Annotated in this window: 15 protein-coding genes; 12 read left to right on the forward strand and 3 right to left on the reverse strand. The window is 72.6% G+C overall.

Features of this window, described 5'->3' with window-relative positions; translation table 11 throughout:
- The first annotated feature begins 30 nt into the window (after positions 1-30).
- The 7 genes from rsmD to mutM all read left to right on the forward strand — a co-directional run bounded on the left by rsmD (position 31) and on the right by mutM (position 5,013).
- Positions 31-609, forward strand: coding sequence for a 16S rRNA (guanine(966)-N(2))-methyltransferase RsmD (gene rsmD / locus ACZ514_RS09265; RefSeq protein ID WP_468695692.1), 579 nt, complete (start codon positions 31-33; stop codon positions 607-609).
- Positions 610-638: 29 nt separating this feature from the next.
- On the forward strand, positions 639-1,118 hold the full coding sequence (gene coaD, locus ACZ514_RS09270; RefSeq protein ID WP_388942099.1) for a pantetheine-phosphate adenylyltransferase: 480 nt from the start codon (positions 639-641) through the stop codon (positions 1,116-1,118).
- A gap of 102 nt (positions 1,119-1,220) precedes the next feature.
- Positions 1,221-2,267, forward strand: a complete 1,047-nt coding sequence (locus tag ACZ514_RS09275) for a DivIVA domain-containing protein (RefSeq protein WP_468166612.1) — start codon at positions 1,221-1,223, stop codon at positions 2,265-2,267.
- 78 nt (positions 2,268-2,345) lie between these two features.
- Positions 2,346-3,047, forward strand: a complete 702-nt coding sequence (locus tag ACZ514_RS09280; protein ID WP_469124427.1) for a YceD family protein — start codon at positions 2,346-2,348, stop codon at positions 3,045-3,047.
- A 2-nt stretch (positions 3,048-3,049) separates the two neighbouring features.
- Positions 3,050-3,223 carry a 50S ribosomal protein L32 gene (gene rpmF / locus ACZ514_RS09285; RefSeq protein WP_003965982.1) on the forward strand — a complete coding sequence of 58 codons (174 nt, stop codon included), beginning with the start codon at positions 3,050-3,052 and terminating at the stop codon, positions 3,221-3,223.
- 19 nt (positions 3,224-3,242) lie between these two features.
- Positions 3,243-4,064: a ribonuclease III gene (rnc, locus tag ACZ514_RS09290; protein WP_468166616.1), complete on the forward strand. Its 822-nt coding sequence runs from the start codon at positions 3,243-3,245 to the stop codon at positions 4,062-4,064.
- A 79-nt stretch (positions 4,065-4,143) separates the two neighbouring features.
- Complete coding sequence (mutM, locus tag ACZ514_RS09295; RefSeq protein ID WP_469124428.1) at positions 4,144-5,013, forward strand: bifunctional DNA-formamidopyrimidine glycosylase/DNA-(apurinic or apyrimidinic site) lyase; 870 nt, start codon at positions 4,144-4,146, stop codon at positions 5,011-5,013.
- Here the strand turns inward: mutM and ACZ514_RS09300 are convergent.
- Positions 4,986-5,390 carry a winged helix-turn-helix transcriptional regulator gene (locus ACZ514_RS09300; protein ID WP_468166620.1) on the reverse strand — a complete coding sequence of 135 codons (405 nt, stop codon included), beginning with the start codon at positions 5,388-5,390 and terminating at the stop codon, positions 4,986-4,988. The genes mutM and ACZ514_RS09300 overlap by 28 nt on opposite strands.
- 139 nt (positions 5,391-5,529) lie before the next feature.
- Between ACZ514_RS09300 and ACZ514_RS09305 the strand changes: the two genes are divergently transcribed.
- A complete protein-coding gene (locus ACZ514_RS09305) occupies positions 5,530-6,153 on the forward strand; it encodes a flavodoxin family protein (RefSeq protein WP_469124429.1) in 624 nt (207 codons plus the stop codon).
- Positions 6,154-6,219: 66 nt separating this feature from the next.
- Here the strand turns inward: ACZ514_RS09305 and ACZ514_RS09310 are convergent, their stop codons facing one another.
- Positions 6,220-7,104, reverse strand: coding sequence for a CAP domain-containing protein (locus ACZ514_RS09310; RefSeq protein WP_469124430.1), 885 nt, complete (start codon positions 7,102-7,104; stop codon positions 6,220-6,222).
- Positions 7,105-7,236: 132 nt separating this feature from the next.
- Here ACZ514_RS09310 and ACZ514_RS09315 point away from each other — a divergent pair, with 132 nt between their 5' ends.
- The 4 genes from ACZ514_RS09315 (at position 7,237) to ACZ514_RS09330 (ending at position 13,642) form a co-directional block, all read left to right on the forward strand.
- Positions 7,237-7,518: an acylphosphatase gene (locus ACZ514_RS09315; protein ID WP_468166626.1), complete on the forward strand. Its 282-nt coding sequence runs from the start codon at positions 7,237-7,239 to the stop codon at positions 7,516-7,518.
- 349 nt (positions 7,519-7,867) lie between these two features.
- Complete coding sequence (locus ACZ514_RS09320) at positions 7,868-8,083, forward strand: hypothetical protein (RefSeq protein ID WP_468166628.1); 216 nt, start codon at positions 7,868-7,870, stop codon at positions 8,081-8,083.
- A 216-nt stretch (positions 8,084-8,299) separates the two neighbouring features.
- Positions 8,300-12,022, forward strand: coding sequence for a chromosome segregation SMC family protein (locus ACZ514_RS09325; protein WP_469124431.1), 3,723 nt, complete (start codon positions 8,300-8,302; stop codon positions 12,020-12,022).
- Positions 12,023-12,208: 186 nt separating this feature from the next.
- Entirely contained in the window at positions 12,209-13,642 is a 1,434-nt protein-coding gene (locus tag ACZ514_RS09330; protein ID WP_468166632.1) for a sugar porter family MFS transporter, read from the forward strand.
- A 43-nt stretch (positions 13,643-13,685) separates the two neighbouring features.
- Here the strand turns inward: ACZ514_RS09330 and ACZ514_RS09335 are convergent, their stop codons facing one another.
- The gene (locus tag ACZ514_RS09335; RefSeq protein ID WP_469124432.1) at positions 13,686-14,672 is read right to left on the reverse strand and encodes an LLM class flavin-dependent oxidoreductase; all 987 of its coding nucleotides are present in this window, start codon (positions 14,670-14,672) and stop codon (positions 13,686-13,688) included.
- Positions 14,673-14,680 lie beyond the last annotated feature (8 nt).

Below are 14,680 nucleotides of genomic sequence, written 5' to 3' on the forward strand. Positions count from 1 at the left end.
CTCCCCCGACCGCCCAGCGAAGGACCCCAGATGACCCGCGTGATCGCCGGCACCGCCGGCGGCCGGCGGCTGGCCGTGCCGCCCGGCACCGGCACCCGCCCGACCTCCGACCGGATGCGCGAAGGGCTCTTCTCCACCTGGGAGTCCCTGCACGGAGTCGAAGGCTCCCGGGTGCTCGACCTGTACGGCGGCTCCGGTGCCGTCGGCCTGGAGGCCCTCTCCCGGGGCGCCGCCCACGCCCTGCTGGTCGAGGCCGACGCCAAGGCCTCCAAGGCCATCCGGGACAACATCAAGACCCTGGGCCTGCCCGGCGCCGAGTTCCGGGCGGGCAAGGCCGAGCAGGTCGTGGCGGCCGCCGCGCCCGGGGACCCGTACGACATCGTCTTCCTGGACCCGCCGTACGCCGTCGAGCACGGCGATCTTGGCGAGATCCTGCTCACACTCCGGGCCAATGGCTGGCTCACCGGCGATGCGCTCGTCACCGTGGAGCGCAGCACCAGGAGCGGTCCGTTCCCGTGGCCGGAGGGGTTCGAGCCGCTGCGTTCGCGCAAGTACGGCGAAGGCACCCTTTGGTACGGTCGCGCCGCCTTCACCAGCGAAGACTCATGATGCCCGCACGGGAGACCGAGGGAGTTCAGTTGCGCCGCGCCGTCTGTCCGGGGTCGTTCGACCCCATCACCAACGGGCACCTCGACATCATCGGCCGGGCCTCCAGGCTCTACGACGTCGTGCACGTCGCCGTGATGATCAACCAGTCCAAGAAGGGGCTGTTCACCGTCGAGGAGCGGATCGACATGATCCGTGAGGCGACCGCCGACTACGGCAACGTCGAGGTCGAGTCCTTCCACGGACTGCTCGTCGACTTCTGCAAGCAGCGGGACATCCCCGCCATCGTCAAGGGCCTGCGCGCCGTCAGCGACTTCGACTACGAACTCCAGATGGCCCAGATGAACATGGGCCTCTCCGGAGTCGAGACCCTGTTCGTGCCGACCAACCCCACCTACAGCTTCCTGTCGTCCTCCCTGGTCAAGGAGGTCGCCGCCTGGGGCGGCGACGTCGCCCACCTGCTGCCCGCGCACGTCCACGCGGCCCTGGTCGAACGGCTGCGCGCGAAGTGACCCGGGCGGGACGGACCGGTTTTCACCGGCTCGTCCCGCCCGTGCGTCCGCCGGCCCTACAGTCGTCTCGTCAGTCCGAGGCAGAGAGAGCGCGAGCCCCCCATGGACGTACAGAAGAAGCTGGACGAGATCGTCGCGGCCGTGGACGGCGCCCGCTCCATGCCGATGTCGGCCTCCTGCGTGATCAACCGCGCGGAACTCCTCGCGCGGCTCGAAGAGGTACGCCAGGCCCTGCCGGGCTCGCTCGCCCAGGCCCGGGAGCTCATCGGCGGGCGCGAGCAGATGGTCGAGGAGGCCCGCCGGGAGGCGGAGCGCATCATCGAGTCCGCGCACGCGCAGCGCGGCTCCCTGATCTCCGACACCGAGATCGCCCGCCGCTCGCGGGGCGAGGCCGACCGGATCCTGGCGGAGGCCCGCCGGGAGGCCGCCGAGATCCGGGCCGAGGCCGACGAGTACGTCGACAGCAAGCTCGCCAACTTCGAGGTCGTGCTCGGCAAGACCATCGCCTCCGTCGACCGCGGCCGCGAGAAGCTCCTGGGCCGCGGCCCGGGAGCCGACGGACAGGACCCGGCCGGCTCCGACGACACGGACGCCCCCGAGCCCAGCCCGGACCCGCGGATCCGGTGCGAGCAGGCGGACGCGTACGTGGACCGCAAGCTGGCCACCTTCGAGGCGGTGCTCGCCAAGACCCTGGAGGCCGTCGGACGCGGCCGCCAGAAGCTCCTGGGCCGGGCCCCCGCCGACGACCTGGGCGCGCACATGGCCGCCCAGGACGCCGCCGGGCCCCAGGGCGCCCGCCCGTCCAGCGACGCGGAGTTCCTGGCCGGTCTCGCGGAGCCGGGCCCCGGACCGCTGCCGCTCCCGGACCGGCCGGAGCCCGCGTACGACACGTACGCCGCGGCCTACGCGGCCCCGTACCCCGGCCAGCCGGTCCACCCCCAGCAGGACGGCTACGCCTACCAGGACCCGTACGCCGGCTACCAGCAGCAGCCGGACCCGTACGGCGGCGGCTACCAGCAGCAGCCCGACCCGTACGCGGCGTACCAGCAGCCGCAGCATCCCCCTCGTCCCGCCCTCGACGAGACCAGCCTCTTCGACACGAGCATGATCAACCTGGAGCAGCTCCGCCAGTACGAGCAGGGGCGTTAGGGCCGGATTGGGCTCAGGGCGAAGGGCCGGGTATCCTGGCTGTTCGGTCGCGCCTATGCGTCGCGATCCATGCTGCCCGTGAGCGGCGGAATCTTTGATCTTCAGCGATCTGTGAAAGCAGGAACGGCCCTGAACACCCGCCTCGACCACCGCAACCCCCTCGTGTTCGACACGCACGAGCTGGGGCGGCGTCCTGGCGCCATGCAGCGGCTGTCCCGCGAGATCGCGGCGCCGGCGGACTTCGGTCTCGTCGACGTCATCGGAGTGCCGGAAGGCGCCCCGATGAAGCTCAACCTCCGCCTCGAGTCGGTCATGGAAGGGGTGCTTGTCACAGGCACCGTCCGTGCATCGGCGGTGGGGGAGTGCGTAAGGTGTCTGGAGACCGTCGAGCGCGAGCTCAAGGCGGACTTCCAGGAGATGTTCTCGTACCCTGACGCCGACGACCGGGGCCGCACCAAGGCGGAGCCGGCCGACGACGCCGAGGACGACGAGGACATGCTCTTCCTCGAGGACGGCTTGTTCGACCTCGAACCCGTGCTGCGTGACGCGGTGGTGCTCGCACTGCCGATGCAGCCGGTGTGCCGGGAGGACTGTCTCGGACTGTGCCCCGATTGCGGGCTCAGCCTGAACGACGACCCGGAGCACCACCACGACGCCGTCGACATCCGTTGGGCGGCTTTGCAGGAACTCGTCGTGACCGATCAGGACGACGAGAAGGACAACATGAGCGGCACTGCATCTGACGACGTTCAGAGCGCCGCCGAGAAGCAGGAGAAGTAGCCGTGGCTGTTCCGAAGCGGAAGATGTCGCGCAGCAACACGCGCCACCGCCGGTCGCAGTGGAAGGCTGCGGTCCCCACCCTGGTTTCGTGTGAGCGTTGCCAGGAGCCGAAGCTCCAGCACATCGCGTGCCCGAGCTGCGGCACCTACAACAAGCGCCAGGTCCTCGAGGTCTGAGCGGCTGGTGAGAGGCGCAATGTCTGAGCTGTCCAACGCTGAGAAGCAGGCAGACAGTAACAACGCGGCCTCGTCCCACACGCTTCTGGAAGGGCGGCTCGGGTACCAACTCGAGTCCGCCCTTCTGGTGCGTGCGCTGACCCACCGTTCGTACGCGTACGAGAACGGCGGTCTGCCCACCAACGAGCGGCTGGAGTTCCTCGGGGACTCCGTGCTCGGCCTGGTGGTCACGGACACGCTGTACACCACCCACCCCGATCTGCCGGAAGGCCAGCTGGCCAAACTGCGGGCCGCGGTGGTCAATTCTCGTGCGCTGGCGGAGGTCGGGCGCGGCCTCGAACTCGGCTCCTTCATCCGGCTCGGCCGGGGCGAAGAGGGCACGGGTGGCCGGGACAAGGCTTCCATCCTCGCCGACACCCTTGAAGCGGTGATCGGCGCGGTCTACCTCGACAAGGGCCTCGACGCGGCCTCCGAGCTGGTTCACCGGCTCTTCGACCCGCTCATCGAGAAGTCCTCCAACCTCGGTGCCGGCCTGGACTGGAAGACCAGTCTCCAGGAGCTCACGGCGGCCGAGGGTCTCGGCGTACCGGAATACCTGGTCACCGAGACGGGACCGGACCACGAGAAGACCTTCACAGCTGCCGCCCGCGTCGGTGGTGTCTCGTACGGCACCGGTACCGGCCGCAGCAAGAAGGAAGCGGAGCAGCAGGCCGCGGAGTCCGCCTGGCGCGGCATCCGCACCGCCGCGGACGAACGGAAGGCGGCGGAAGCCGCGGCCGCCGCCGCGCCGGCACTGGACGACGGGGCGCCGACGCCCGCCGACCCGGTGCCGGACGCCTGACCGCTCCCCTTCCGCAGTGACCCCGTCGCACCCCGGTGCGGCGGGGTTTCCTGTTCGACGCCCTTCCAGGAGGAACACCATGCCCGAGCTCCCCGAAGTCGAAGTGGTGCGGCGCGGCCTGGAGCGCTGGGTGGCCGGGCGGACCGTCGAGGCGGTGGAGGTGCTCCACCCCCGGGCCGTCCGCAGGCACCTCGCGGGCGGCCCCGACTTCGCGGCGCGCCTGGCCGGCCGGACCATCGGGACGCCGCGGCGCCGGGGCAAGTACCTGTGGCTGCCCCTCGAGGGGGGCGGGCCGTCCGTCCTCGGCCACCTCGGGATGAGCGGGCAGCTGCTGGTGCAGCCGTCCGGCGCTCCCGACGAGAAGCACCTGCGCGTCCGGCTGCGCTTCGCCGACGACGCCGGCACCGAGCTGCGCTTCGTCGACCAGCGGACCTTCGGCGGGCTCTCGCTGCACGAGACCGTCCCCGGCAGCGACGAGGGCCTGCCGGACGTGATCGCCCACATCGCCCGCGACCCGCTGGACCCGCTCTTCGACGAGGGGGCCTACCACCTGGCGCTGCGCGCGAAGCGCACCACCGTCAAACGGGCGCTGCTGGACCAGTCGCTGATCAGCGGGGTCGGCAACATCTACGCCGACGAGGCCCTGTGGCGGGCGAGGCTGCACTACGAGCGCCCCACCGCCACCCTCACCCGGCTCCGGAGCGCGGAACTCCTCGGCCACGTGCGGGAGGTCATGAACGCCGCGCTCGCCGTCGGCGGGACCAGCTTCGACAGCCTGTACGTCAACGTGAACGGCGAGTCCGGCTACTTCGACCGCTCCCTCGACGCGTACGGGCGCGAGGGCGAGCCCTGCCGCCGCTGCGGTACGCCGATGCGGCGGAGGGCGTGGATGAACCGGTCCAGCTACTTCTGCCCGCGCTGTCAGCGGCCGCCGCGCGCCGCGTCGTAGGCGTCCCGCGAGACGAGCACCTCGTCCATGCTGCCCTCCAGGAAGTGGATCAGGGCGAGGAGGCGGTCGGCGACCTCGCGGCCCAGGGGGGTCAGCTCGTAGTCGACGCGCGGCGGGTTGGTCGGCTGCGCCTCGCGCAGGACGATGCCGTCGCGCTCCAGGGCGTGCAGGGTCTGGGAGAGCATCTTCTCGCTCACGCCGTCGACACGGCGGCGCAGCTCGTTGAAGCGGCAGGGGCCCTCGCGCAGCGCCCCCACCGTGAGGCTGCCCCAGCGCCCGGTGACGTGCTCCAGGGTCTCCCGCGACGGACAGGCGCGCGCGAAGACGTCGAACGGCAGGTCGGCCGGGCCGGCTTCGGTACAGGCTGGGTTCTCCATACCGCAAGCGTACCCCCGGGTGGCGCTAACTGTCTGCTTGCGCTTTCAAAAAGTTAGTGCTTACCTTTCTTCAGCGCAGCCATGCGCCACGCGCCGGCCGCAGTACGGCGCCCGCCCCCCGCTCCCGAGGAGAACAGTCATGTCCGCGAACGTCGCCGCCCCTGCCCCCGCCCCCGTCGTCTCCATCGCCTACCACTCCGGCTACGGGCACACGGCGGTCGTCGCCGAAGCCGTCCGCGCGGGAGCCGCCGCCACCGGCGCCACGGTCCACCTGATCAAGGTCGACGAGATCAGCGAGGCCGAGTGGGCGCTGCTGGACGGCTCGGACGCGATCGTCTTCGGCTCGCCCACCTACATGGGCACCGCCTCCGGCGCCTTCCACGTCTTCGCCGAGGCCACCTCGAAGCGCTGGTTCGGTGACGTGTGGCAGGACAAGGTCGCCGCGGGCTTCACGAACTCCGCCTCCAAGGCCGGAGACAAGCTGAACACGCTGCAGTTCTTCCAGATGCTGGCCTCCCAGCACGGCATGAGCTGGGTCAGCCTGGGCCTGAAGCCGGGCTGGAACTCCACCGCCGGCAGCGAGTACGACCTCAACCGCCTCGGCTTCTCCTCCGGCGCGGCGGCCCAGACCAACGCGGACGAGGGCCCCGAGGGCGTCCACAAGGCCGACCTCGCCACCGCCGAGCACCTCGGCCGGCGCGTCGCCGAGCACACCCGCGTCGTCCTGGCGGGCCGGGCGGCCCTGGCGGCGGCCGCGGTCTGACGGCCGCCCGGCGGCTGACCGCGGCGGGCGGGGCGGCCGGACCGCGGCATCACCCCCGGGGGCCGGTCAGAAGCCGAAGTCCTGGGTCCACCAAGGGCCGCCGGAGGCGAAGTGGGCACCGACCCCCAGGGTGCGGAATTCGCAGTTGAGGATGTTCGCCCTGTGGCCCGGGCTGTTCATCCAGGCCTGCATCACGGACCTCGCGTCCCCCTGGCCGCGCGCGATGTTCTCGCCGCCCATGCCGGAGATCCCCGCCTTCTGGGCCCGCTGCCAGGGGGAGTTCCCGTCCGGGTCGGTGTGGTCGAAGAAGCCCCGTACGGCCATGTCCTTGCTGAAGGCGCCGGCCAGCGCCGCCAGCGGCGGGTTCGCCCGGACCGGTACGCACCCGGCGCGGGCGCGCTCCTGGTTCACCAGGGCGAGCACCTCGGCCTCCTCGGCGGAGTGCCCGTCGGCGGCCGTCGGTGCCACCGGCCGGGGCGCCGCGGGGGGCTCGGGGGCGGCGGGCTTGGGGGCCGCAGGGGCGACGGGCTTCGGGGCCGCCGGCTTCGGGGTGCTCTTCTCCGGAGCCTTCGCGGAGGCCGAAGGCGAAGGCGACGCGGAGGCCGTGGGCGACGCGGACGGGGAGGGGGAGGCCGAGGGGCTGGGGGAGGCCGAGGGGGTGCCCGGGGTCGCGCCCGCCGGGGCCGAGGAGGCCCGCCCCGAGAGGTTCGCCAGGCCGTTCGGCTGCTCCGCCCGCTTGCCGGAGGCGGCGGGCGACGGCTCGGAGCGGGCCTGCGTCTTCTCCCCGGCGCCGGTGCCGACGTACGGGAAGGAGCCGCCCACCGGAACGAACCCGGTCGTCACGGCCGCCGTACCGAGGGCCACCGCCACGGACGCGCCGAGCAGCCCGGTGCGCACGGCGGTGCGCTTGGCGCCGCGGCGAGGTGCGGCGTGGAGTCGGTGGCGTCCCATGGGTGCCGTGCCTTCCCTTTGCAAGATCAAACTTTGCTCACCCGAACGAGTGACTCATTGGTGGGGGACTGTAGCCCATGGGCCACGGGGGGCGGCGAGCCTCCAAACGCCCTGCCCGGTTAGCGTTCATGCATGAACGCAGACGTCCGTATGACCGCCTGGGTGCGCGGCCGTGTACAGGGAGTGGGCTTCCGTTGGTTCACCAGGGCCAATGCCCTGGAGATCGGCGGAATGACCGGCTTCGCCCTGAACCTCGACGACGGCCGGGTGCAGGTCGTGGCGGAAGGTCAACGTGAGAATTGCCACCGGCTCCTGGAGTGGCTCCGCACCGGCGACACGCCCGGGCGGGTGGACGGGGTGACGGAGATCTGGGGCACACCGCGCGGGGGCTACGACGGCTTCGAGATCCGGTGACGGTGCGGCGGGCCGGCGACCGGCCGGAGGTCCGGAACGCCGGCACCCGGCCGGATCTGCGCATTCGCCGCCGACGCGTTGCCGCGGCGGGCCATCCGTGGAAGGCTCGGACACGAGGTTGATCTCTGCACCCCTCGCGCGGGCCGGGCCGCCCGCCGATACGGGGCGTGATCGTGTTGACCGTCAAACTTTTTGGTGAGACGCTGGAAGCCCCGCGCACCTGAGCTGTTTGGCAGTGGTGGCACTGGCTAGTGCAGTGACTGACCGTCGCTGCCGGACATCCGCGGGTGCGATTCCCTCACGACCCACACCGCTTCGGTCGGTCACTCAGTGTGGAGGACCATCCATCATGGCAAAGGCGCTTCTCGGTTACGTCGGCGGTTCCGACCCGCGACTCCTCGCCGAGATGCGACGGCTCCAGCAGCGCGTCCAGGACCTCGAGTCCGAGCTCGGACGGATCCAGTCCGAGAACGACGCTCTGACGGCGGCCGCCGCACAGCACGGAGACTCGCTGCTCGACAGCATCGAGATGGACGTACCCAAGGCGGAGCCTGCGCTCACCTGATCCGCGCTCACTCGTCAACTCGATTCCAGCCCCCGAAATGATCTGCAAGGGACGCCTCGGCGTCCCTTCTTTCTTTCCACCGGCTGTCCGCCGGGGCCGCCGCGCCGCGTCCTGCGGGGCTGGTGTGGGGCCAGGTGGGGGAGTGATCCCCCCACCGTCTGATGTGCCCTGCACCTTCATGGGTGAAACCGGACGGGAAAGGTAGAGTCCGGCGGCGTGCACCTCAAGTCCCTGACCCTGCGTGGCTTCAAGTCCTTCGCATCCGCCACCACCCTGCGCTTCGAACCCGGGATCACCTGCGTCGTCGGCCCCAACGGATCCGGCAAGTCCAACGTGGTGGACGCGCTGTCCTGGGTCATGGGGGAACAGGGAGCCAAGTCCCTGCGCGGCGGAAAGATGGAAGACGTCATCTTCGCGGGCACCACGGGACGCCCGCCGCTCGGACGGGCCGAGGTCTCCCTCACCATCGACAACTCCGACGGCGCGCTCCCCATCGACTACGCCGAGGTCACCCTCACGCGGATCATGTTCCGCGGCGGGAGCAGTGAGTACCAGATCAACGGGGACACCTGCCGGCTCCTCGACATCCAGGAACTGCTCTCCGACTCCGGCATCGGCCGCGAGATGCACGTGATCGTCGGACAGGGGCAGCTGGACTCCGTCCTGCACGCCGACCCGATGGGCCGGCGCGCCTTCATCGAGGAGGCCGCGGGCGTACTGAAGCACCGCAAGCGCAAGGAGAAGGCGCTGCGGAAGCTCGACGCGATGCGGGCCAACCTCGCGCGGGTGCAGGACCTGAGCGACGAACTGCGCCGTCAGCTCAAGCCGCTGGGCCGGCAGGCGGCGGTGGCCCGCCGGGCCGCCGTGATCCAGGCCGACCTGCGCGACGCGAAGCTGCGGCTGCTCGCCGACGACCTGGTGGCGCTGCGGAGCGCGCTGGACGCGGAGATCGCCGACGAGGCCGCCCTCAAGGAGCGCAAGGAGTCCGCCGAGCGGGACCTCGCGGACGCGCTGCGCCGGGAGGCCGAGCTGGAGGAATCGGTACGCCGCCTCGCGCCCCGGCTCCAGCGGGCCCAGCAGACCTGGTACGCGCTGTCGCAGCTGGCCGAGCGGGTGCGCGGGACGGCCTCCCTGGCCGAGGCCCGGGTCAGGAGCGCCTCGGCGCCCGTGGAGGAGGAGCGCCGGGGCCGGGACCCCGAGGAGATGGAGCGGGAGGCCGCGCGGATCCGGGAGCAGGAGGCGGAGCTGACCGCCGCGCTGGAGGCGGCCGAACGGGCGCTGGAGGACACCGCCGCGCACCGGGCCGGGCTGGAGCGGGCCCTCGCGGAGGAGGAGCGGCGACTGCGGGACGCCGCACGGGCCATCGCCGACCGGCGTGAGGAACTGGCCCGGCTCACCGGGCGCCTGGGGGCGGCCCGGTCGCGGGCCGGCGCCGCGCAGGCGGAGATCGAGCGGCTCGTGGCGGCCCGGGACGAGGCGCGGGCCCGGGCGGTGGCCGCGCGGGAGGAGTACGAGGCACTGGCCGCCGAGGTCGGCGGGCTCGAGGACCCTTCGGCGGAGGAGGAGTACGAGGCGGCGAAGGCCGGGCTGACCGGGACGGAGGCCGGGCTCGCGGCGGCCGGGCGGGCGCTGGCCTCGGCGGAACGGTCCCGCGCGGCCGTGTCGGCGCGGCGGGACGCGCTCGCGCTGGGGCTGCGGCGCAAGGACGGGACGGGAGCGCTGCTCGCCGCGCGCGAGCGGCTGGCGGGGCTGCTGGGGCCGGCGGCGGAGCGGGTGACGGTGGCACCGGGGTACGAGGCCGCGGTGGCCGCCGCGCTCGGCTCCGCCGCCGACGCGGTGGCCGTGGCCTCGGCGGGGGCGGCGGCCGGTGCGATCCGGTACCTGAGGGAGGCCGACGCGGGGCGCGCGGTGTTCCTGATCGCCCCGCCGTCCGCCGTGATCCCGGGACAGGCCCCCGCGGCCCCGGGCGGTGCGGGCGGTGCGGGCGGTGCCGGCCTGCCGGGGCAGGCCCGCGGCGCCGAAGCGGGTCCGCAGGCCGGCCCCGGGTCCGCCCCTGCTCCCCGTGCGGGCCGGCCGCTCCCGGGCGGGCCGGGCCCCGAGCCCCGTACGGCGTCGGCGGTGGAGGCGGGGACGCCCGCGTACCTGGAGGCCGCTTCGCTGGTCGACGGCGACGAGGAGGCGCGGCGGGCCGTGGCGTGGGTGCTGCGGGAGCACGTCGTGGTCGGCAGCCTGGAGGAGGCCGAGGCCGTCGTCGCCGCGCGGCCGGACCTGGTCGCGGTGACCGCCGAGGGGGACGTGCTCGGCGCCCACCTCGCGCACGGCGGCTCGGCGGGCGCGCCCAGCCTGATCGAGGTGCGGGCCGCCGTCGACGAGGCGGCGGCGGAACTGGAGCGGCTGGACGGCGAGTGCCGGGAGCTGGCCGCGGCCGAGGAGGACGCCCGGCGGCGGCGCGCCGGGGCGGCGGCCCTCGCCGAGGAGCTGGCGGAGCGGCGCCGGGCGGGGGAGCGGGCCCGGGCCGGGGTCGCCCAGCAGCTCGGCCGGCTCGCCGGGCAGGCGAAGGGCGCCCTGGGCGAGGCCGAGCGCAGCGCCCGGGCGGCGGCCACCGCCGAGGAGGCGCTGGAGCGGGCGCGGGCCGACGTGGAGGAGTGCGCGGAGCGGCTCGCGGTGGCGCAGGAGCTGCCGCTCGCGGAGGAGCCCGACACCTCGGTCCGGGACCGGCTCTCCGCCGACGGGGCGAACGCGCGGCAGACCGAGATGGAGGCCCGCCTCCAGCTGCGCACCCACGAGGAGCGGGTGAAGGGCCTGGCCGGCCGGGCGGACGCGCTGGACCGGGCAGCCCGCGCCGAACGGGAGGCCCGGGCGCGCGCGGAGCGGCGCCGGGAGCGGCGGCGGTACGAGGCCGAGGTGGGCCGGGCCGTCGCCGAGGGGGCGCGGCAGCTGCTGGCGCACCTGGAGGTGTCCATCGGCCGGGCGGAGCTGGAGCGGACGGCCGCCGAGCAGGCCAAGGGGCTGCGCGAGCGGGAACTCGGCGAGGCCCGCGGCCGGGGCCGGGACCTCAAGGGAGAACTCGACAAGCTCACGGACTCCGTGCACCGGGGCGAGGTGCTCGGCGCGGAGAAGCGGCTGCGGATCGAGCAGCTGGAGGCGCGGGCGCTGGAGGAGCTGGGGGTGGACCCGGCCGCTCTGGTGGCGGAGTACGGGCCCGACCAGCCGGTTCCGCCGTCCCCGGCCGCCGAGGGGGAGGTGCTGCCGGAGGACCCGGAGCACCCCCGCAACCGGCCCGGCCCCTTCGACCGCGCCCGGCAGGAGAAGCGGCTCAGGGCGGCCGAACGGGCCTACCAGCAGCTGGGCAAGGTGAACCCGTTGGCGCTGGAGGAGTTCGCGGCGCTGGAGGAGCGCCACCAGTTCCTGAGCGAGCAGCTGGCGGACCTGAGGAAGACCCGGACCGACCTCCTTCAAGTGGTGAAGGAGGTCGACCAGCGGGTCGAGCAGGTCTTCACCGAGGCGTACCGCGATACCGCCCGGGAGTTCGAGGGGGTCTTCTCGCGGCTGTTCCCCGGCGGCGAGGGGCGTCTGGTGCTGACCGACCCGGACGACATGCTGACCACCGGCGTGGACGTCGAGGCCCGGCCGCCCGGCAAGAAGGTCAAGCGGCTGTCGCTGCTGTCCGGCGGGGAGCGGTCGCTGACGGCCGTGGCGCTGCTGGTCTCGATCTTCAAGGCGCGGCCCAGCCCGTTCTACGTGATGGACGAGGTCGAGGCGGCCCTGGACGACACCAACCTCCAGCGGCTGATCCGCATCATGGAGGAGCTCCAGGAGAGTTCGCAGCTGATCGTCATCACGCACCAGAAGCGGACGATGGAGGTGGCCGACGCGCTCTACGGCGTCTCGATGCAGGGCGACGGAGTCTCGAAGGTGATCAGCCAGCGGCTCCGTTGACGCGCTCCCTTCTTCAATAAATGAAATCAAGATCCCCTGGTGAAGCTTAACGAGGACTTCACCTCACCTATTGACTTCAGGAAATGAACACATAGGCTCTGTGCTGCCTCCCGCCTTCCGGTGGTGCCCGATCTTGACCTGTGCGCCACTGAGGAGAACGGACACAAACCCCCCACGGAGCACACCTTGAGCAGCAGCACAGCGCAGGCACCGGCACCCGGCGGCGGACGCGCGTCCCAGCCCGACCACCTCGGGCACGTCATCTTCATCACCGCGGCCGCCGCGATGGGCGGTTTCCTCTTCGGATACGACAGCTCCGTCATCAACGGAGCCGTCGTCGCCATCCGCGACCGCTTCGACATCGGGTCGGCCGCGCTGGCCCAGGTGATCGCCGCCGCGCTGATCGGCTGCGCGCTCGGCGCCGCCACCGCGGGCCGCATCGCCGACCGGATCGGCCGCATCCGGTGCATGCAGATCGCCGCCGTCCTCTTCACGGCGAGCGCCATCGGCTCGGCCCTCCCGTTCGCGCTCTGGGACCTCGCCATGTGGCGCGTCATCGGCGGCTTCGGGATCGGCATGGCGTCCGTCATCGGCCCCGCCTACATCGCCGAGGTGTCCCCGCCCGCCTACCGGGGCCGGCTGGCCTCCTTCCAGCAGGCCGCCATCGTCATCGGCATCGCCATCTCGCAGCTGGTCAACTGGGGCATCCTCAACCTCGCCGACGGCGACCAGCGCGGGAAGGTCGGCGGACTCGAAGCCTGGCAGTGGATGCTCGGCGTGATGGTGGTCCCGGCCGTGCTCTACGGGCTGATGTCCTTCGTCATCCCCGAGTCCCCCCGCTTCCTGATCTCCGTGGGCCGCACCGCCGAGGCCCGGAAGGTGCTGGCCGAGGTCGAGGGCTCGCACGTCGACCTGGACGGGCGCGTCGCCGAGATCGAGGCGGCTATGCGCTCCGAGCACAAGTCCACCTTCAAGGACCTGCTCGGCGGCCGCTTCGGCCTGCTGCCCATCGTCTGGATCGGCATCGGCCTCTCGGTCTTCCAGCAGCTCGTCGGCATCAACGTGATCTTCTACTACAGCTCCTCGCTGTGGCAGTCCGTCGGCATCGACCCGACCAGCTCGTTCCTCTACTCCTTCACCACGTCGATCATCAACATCATCGGCACGGTGATCGCGATGATCTTCGTCGACCGGATCGGCCGCAAGCCGCTCGCGCTCATCGGCTCGGCGGGCATGGCCGTCTCCCTCGGCCTCTGCGCCTGGGCCTTCTCGTACAAGACCGGCACCGGTGACAACATCTCCATGCCGGACACGCAGGGCACGGTCGCCCTGATCGCCGCGCACGCCTTCGTGCTCTTCTTCGCCCTGTCCTGGGGCGTGGTGGTCTGGGTGCTGCTCGGCGAGATGTTCCCGAACCGGATCCGGGCCGCCGCCCTCGGCGTCGCCGCCGCGGCCCAGTGGGTCGCCAACTGGGTCATCACCGTCACTTTCCCGAACCTGTCGGACTGGAACCTGTCCGGCGCGTACGTCATCTACACGGTCTTCGCCGCGCTCTCGATCCCGTTCATCCTCAAGTGGGTGCCGGAGACCAAGGGCAAGGCGTTGGAGGAGATGGGGTAACAACTCCCCGCCACCACCCCTCCCTCCGCGGTGCTGCCCCGGCTCAGTCCTTGAGCCGGGGCAGCACCTTCTCGCACAGCAGCTGGAGACTGCGCCCGCCTTCGTCCACCGGCATGCCCCCGCACAGCGGGTGCAGCACCATGTTCCCCGCCCCGCCCGCGGCGCGGGCGTGCGCCACCGCCTGCTCCGGGGTCAGGACCCGGTAGACGCCCTCCGCGCGCAGCGCCTCCACCGAGCGCGCGGCCGACCGTACGGCGCTGCGGATCCCCTCGGACTGCCACGAGGCGTAGGTGGCCGCCTCGTGCAGGAAACGCTCCCCGTGCTCCGCCCACACCCGGTCGGGGTCCTCCGCCACGTGCAGCAGCGGGGTCTCGGCGGCGGGCATCATGCAGAAGCCCTCCGTGCCGTGCTCCGCGAGCTGCTCCCGGTAGTACGCCTCCAGCTCCGGCAGGTGCGCGCTGGGGAAGAAGGGCAGGCCCAGCCGGGCCGCACGGCGGGCCGCCGCCCGGGAGCTGCCGCCGACCAGCAGCAGCGGGTGCGGCCGGGTGAAGGGGCGCGGGGTGACCCGTACCGTCCGGCCGCGGAAGGCGAACGGCTCGCCGGTCCACGCCTTCAGCAGGGTCTCCAGCAGCTCGTCCTGCAGCCGGCCGCGCCGGCCCCACTCCACCCCCTGTCGCGCGTACTCCTCCGGCCGGTAGCCGATCCCCGCCACGGTGACCAGCCGTCCCCCGCTCAGCAGGTCGAGCACCGCGATGTCCTCGGCGGCCCGCAGCGGGTCGTAGAGCGGCCCGATGATCGCCGAGACGGTCACCGCGATCCGGCGGGTGGCCCCGAACACGGCGCCGGCGAACGCGAAGGGGGAGGGCAGCCAGTTGTCGGGGACGCCGTGGTGCTCCTCCGTCTGGACCGTGTCGATCCCGTGGTCGTCGGCGTACTTCGCCATCTCCAGCGCCGCCCCGTAGCGGGCGCCGAGGCTCTCGGGCGTGCCGTCCGGGTCGACGAGGTTGAACCGGACCACGGTGACGGGCATGGAAGGGT

The sequence above is a fragment of the Streptomyces sp. NPDC034086 genome, from assembly GCF_055575515.1.

What these genes read in the sequence shown, in the direction of transcription:
- rsmD (WP_468695692.1), top strand. Translation starts at nt 31, where the DNA reads ATGACCCGCGTGATCGCCGGCACCGCCGGCGGCCGGCGGCTGGCCGTG.
- ACZ514_RS09275 (WP_468166612.1), top strand. Translation starts at nt 1,221, where the DNA reads ATGGACGTACAGAAGAAGCTGGACGAGATCGTCGCGGCCGTGGACGGC.
- rnc (WP_468166616.1), top strand. Translation starts at nt 3,243, where the DNA reads ATGTCTGAGCTGTCCAACGCTGAGAAGCAGGCAGACAGTAACAACGCG.
- mutM (WP_469124428.1), top strand. Translation starts at nt 4,144, where the DNA reads ATGCCCGAGCTCCCCGAAGTCGAAGTGGTGCGGCGCGGCCTGGAGCGC.
- ACZ514_RS09300 (WP_468166620.1), bottom strand. Translation starts at nt 5,390, where the DNA reads ATGGAGAACCCAGCCTGTACCGAAGCCGGCCCGGCCGACCTGCCGTTC.
- ACZ514_RS09305 (WP_469124429.1), top strand. Translation starts at nt 5,530, where the DNA reads ATGTCCGCGAACGTCGCCGCCCCTGCCCCCGCCCCCGTCGTCTCCATC.
- ACZ514_RS09310 (WP_469124430.1), bottom strand. Translation starts at nt 7,104, where the DNA reads ATGGGACGCCACCGACTCCACGCCGCACCTCGCCGCGGCGCCAAGCGC.
- ACZ514_RS09315 (WP_468166626.1), top strand. Translation starts at nt 7,237, where the DNA reads ATGAACGCAGACGTCCGTATGACCGCCTGGGTGCGCGGCCGTGTACAG.
- ACZ514_RS09320 (WP_468166628.1), top strand. Translation starts at nt 7,868, where the DNA reads ATGGCAAAGGCGCTTCTCGGTTACGTCGGCGGTTCCGACCCGCGACTC.
- ACZ514_RS09335 (WP_469124432.1), bottom strand. Translation starts at nt 14,672, where the DNA reads ATGCCCGTCACCGTGGTCCGGTTCAACCTCGTCGACCCGGACGGCACG.